Source organism: Methyloceanibacter sp., assembly GCF_050999895.1.
Classification (GTDB): Bacteria; Pseudomonadota; Alphaproteobacteria; order Rhizobiales; family Methyloligellaceae; genus Methyloceanibacter.
This window is the reverse complement of sequence record NZ_JBPCOU010000053.1, coordinates 1-3,541: the sequence shown is the minus strand read 5'-3', so window position 1 is coordinate 3,541 and position 3,541 is coordinate 1. Positions and strand designations below refer to the sequence as shown.

The 3,541-nt window shown below is 64.9% G+C and carries 2 protein-coding genes and 1 pseudogene; 1 reads left to right on the top strand and 2 read right to left on the bottom strand.

The window, feature by feature from the left end:
- Positions 1–185, top strand: a pseudogene (locus ACR2J1_RS05675) (glutathione S-transferase); the annotation flags it as partial.
- A 454-nt stretch (positions 186–639) separates the two neighbouring features.
- Here ACR2J1_RS05675 and ACR2J1_RS05670 read toward each other — a convergent pair.
- Together ACR2J1_RS05670 and ACR2J1_RS05665 are read right to left on the bottom strand one after the other, a co-directional pair.
- Complete coding sequence (locus ACR2J1_RS05670; RefSeq protein WP_434018367.1) at positions 640–2,976, bottom strand: AsmA family protein; 2,337 nt, start codon at positions 2,974–2,976, stop codon at positions 640–642.
- Between the two features lie 299 nt (positions 2,977–3,275).
- Positions 3,276–3,541: DUF1513 domain-containing protein (locus tag ACR2J1_RS05665; RefSeq protein WP_434018366.1), on the bottom strand; the 266-nt coding region annotated here is incomplete at its 5' end.

Here is a 3,541-nt window from a genome sequence, read left to right as displayed (position 1 = left end):
TCTGCAATGCCGACGCCATGTTCGCGCCGGTCGCGACCCGCTTCCGGACCTATGGAGTGGACCTTGCCGGCCTCGGCGACGATGGCAGCGCCGCCGCCTACGCGCGGACGCTGCTCGCCATGCCCGCAATGGCGGAATGGGAGGCGGGGGCGGCGGCCGAACTCAAGGCCCGCGCCGCCTCATAGAGTTTGCGCGCAAAAACCCCGCAATTCACCGCAATTCCCCGCATTTTGCGTATGGTTAATTCTTTTTTGACGCGCGTCCACAACATGACGAAAGGTGAATGAAATGAACGGGCGGATTCCGCGCCCTCAAGGATCGTGTCCTGATGCCCGAAGCCTTCCGCCCTCGTCCGCGCAGCCGCTTGGTGCTTGCGCTGTTCGCGACGACCGCCGCGGCCAGCTTGCTGGGGGCCTGCAATCAGACCGACCGCACGATGTTCGGCGGTCGTAGCCTTCGGCCCTGAGCTTGGTGATGATGCGTTCGGAATCGACGAGCGCCTTGGGGCAGCCCAGACTGACGAATCCGATTTTCGGCGTGGCGATCTGCGCGGAGATGGCGGCATGACGCCCTTATAGGTGGGAGCACCATGCGCGTCGAGGCGTCGCGATGGCTTGTGCTGCGCCAAGGCCGACGCTCTCAGCGCAGGATCTGCTCGACGTCCGGGTCGATGGGCTCCTCGGCCGCGCCGCCATCGCCCTGCTCCGCCTCGTTCGCTTCGGGCGCGCGACGCTTCTTCGCCGGCGCGGCTTTCGTTGAACGCTTGCCTTTTGACGCCGGGCGCTCGTCGGACGCTTCGGTTTCCTCTTCGCGCGGGCCGACCTGAACATTGCCCAAGAGCCGGCCTATCGCCTCGCCGACCGGCTTGCCCTTGAACTTCTTGCGGATCACATCGCCGATCTGATTCACGGTCTTTGATGTCTTCTCCGGATTGGCGAAGAGACCGCCGATCTCAGGCTTAATGGAGGGCTGGTCGAGCGGACCCGCGATGCGGACGGGAATGGTGAGACCGGCGAGGTCGTTCGCGCCCTTCTTGCCTTCTGGCGCGGCGACGATCTCCGGATGCGCCAGGATGTCAATGGTGGATTGCGGGAGGTTGACGTTGCCTGCAGCCGTCACCTTGAGCAGCGGGCTCGTCATCTGGAGGTTATTGGTTTCGGCGATGCCGTTGGCGATGGTGAAGCTGCCGCCGAGATCGCTGAACGCCGTCTTTGCGCCCGGCTCCTGGCGTAACTCGGGGATCTCGCCTGCGCCCAGCGTGTTGAGAAATGCCGCGATGTCAACGCCTTCAATTTCGCCATCGCTGACGACGAAACTGCCCTGACCGGAAAGCGACGATCTGATCTGGTCGGAATCGGCGCCCTGACCGCTCACCGCGAGATTCATCTTGGTGAGGCCGGACAGCATGCTGAACTGAGCGGCATCGCTGAGCAGCGTCCTGGCTTGTACACCCTCGAGCCGCAGTTCGCCGTTGAAGGTCGAAACGGGCTTGGTGGCGTCGAGGACGAATCGTCCGGTGCCATGCCCGTCGTAAAGCTCCATGCCGCCGAGCGTCGCGGTCAGCACGCCGTCGCGAAAGCCGAGACCGAGCGCGCTCGGCCCGATTTCCAAATGGCTGACCCTGGTCTGGCGAATGTTCAGATTGAGGTCGGCGTCAAAGGCGGCCGGCGCCACTCTGCCCGACGGCATCTGCGCGGGGGCGGGAGGCGGCACTGTTTCGGCGGCTTCCGGTGCCGCCGGCACCGGCGCCTGCTCGGTGGGCTGTGCGGGAACAACGGCTTCGTCACCGCTTGCGCCTTCGCCGGGCTTGGCAAACCAATTCTTTGGCTTGGCGGTCTCGTCCCCTGGCTCGCCTTCGCTTGCTTGCCGGGCGGGTGCTTCGGGCGCCTGAGGGACCGGCGCGCGCATTGGCGGCGCTTCGCCTGTACCCTGCTTCTTCGCCAGAAACGGATTGAGATCGAGGCGCTCGAGCCCGAACGCCGCGCGGATATGCGGGCGCGGCTCCTGCAAGGTGACGACAGCCTGACCTTGGCCCTGGGCATGCTCCAGCGCGAAGCGCGCTTTGCTGAAGCTGACCTGCTCGCGGGTCCAGGAGACATGACTTGCAAGCTCGCCGTCGCCGATCGCCGTCGCCGAGGTCGAGCCTTGCCGCATCCAGGCGAGCAGAGACGGAATTGAATGGGCCTTCGCGGAAAGATCGCCCTCGCCGACAAAATCCGGCCTTGTCGAAAGAGCGCCGTCGAAACGGGCCGCGATCGCGTCTGAGTCCAGCGCAAGCTGCAGCTTCGCGGGGCGGCTTGCGCGCAATTCCGCGGGCGTGGCGAGCTCGAGACTGAAACGGACGGTCTCGCCCTTCCAGTCAAACTTGCCCTTGGCGGTCAAGGCCGCGGCGATCTCCGGCAGGCGCACGATCGCATTGATGCGCTCGACGCGCCGCTCGGTGCCCTTCGCGTCATAGAGGATTTGCACGGCGCCATCCTGGATAACGACGTGCTCAAGCTTCACCTCACGGCGCGGCGTCTTTTGCACCGCGACGGTCTGCGCGGCGATGAACGGCTTTGTTTTCGCCGCCGCGTGCTTGAGTGGCGGCTCGGTACCGGTGCGCTGCTCCTTGTCCTTGTCGCCAAGGCGCACGGTCAGCACCGGCCGCACCAGCTTCACGCGATCCGCATCGATCTGACGGCTCAGCAACTCGCTGAAGCTCAAATCGATGGCGATCCTCTCCACAGCGAGATCGGCTGTGCCCTTCTGCGCGGCAGGATCGGTAATGGTCGCGTCGGTGATGACGATGTGCGGATTGGGCGTGAACATGAGCGAGGTGCTGCCGTTCACCTTCAGCTCGCGGCCAGTCTGCTCCATCACGCGCGAAGCGACACGGGCCTCGACCCAATTCGCGGAGATCAGGAGGTTGAGGCCGAGGATCAGCACCAGCAGGGCTGCGACGATCGCTCCGCCGATTTTGAGAGTTCGCTTCATACCGTCCAGTCGTGGTACCGATTTTGCCGCGTGGTTGCCGCGCGCATGGCCGGTCTGTCGTCAGCGGCCTCGTCAGCGCAACTTAGACTGAGAAATGCGGTGAGAATAGGCCCGGAAATGGCCCCGACGCGCGCTTCCGTCTCAAGTTTAAGTCACGAGGATCGCGTGATTGTCCCAGTGATACTTGGAGGCCTCCCGCTCCATTTGGCCACTCGCATCCGCGCTTGCAAGCCAGCCTTCGCCGCTCGTCAGCAGGAAGCTTGCCCGGTGGCGCATCGGTGCTAGCCCGCAGCCGTCATTCAGGTCGGTGCTGCCGCGATAGCGCTGTCCCGCGAATCCCAATAGGTGACGAGGCCACCCTTCGGCGATGAGGCCGCAACGATGCCACCGGCGGAATCCGCGGCGACCGAGCCGATATAGTTGCGCAACGCGACCTGAGTGGCGCTTGGCGCGGAAACGATCGCCGGGCATTCGCCGCGGCGATGAAAGCCGATCAGCGGCGGGGCGTCGGCCTCGGGCCCACGATATTGGCAACCGAAGACGATGGTGTCCTTCGTCGCAAGCG

Coding starts and splice junctions, on each gene's coding strand:
- ACR2J1_RS05670 (WP_434018367.1), bottom strand. CDS start 2,976: ATGAAGCGAACTCTCAAAATCGGCGGAGCGATCGTCGCAGCCCTGCTG.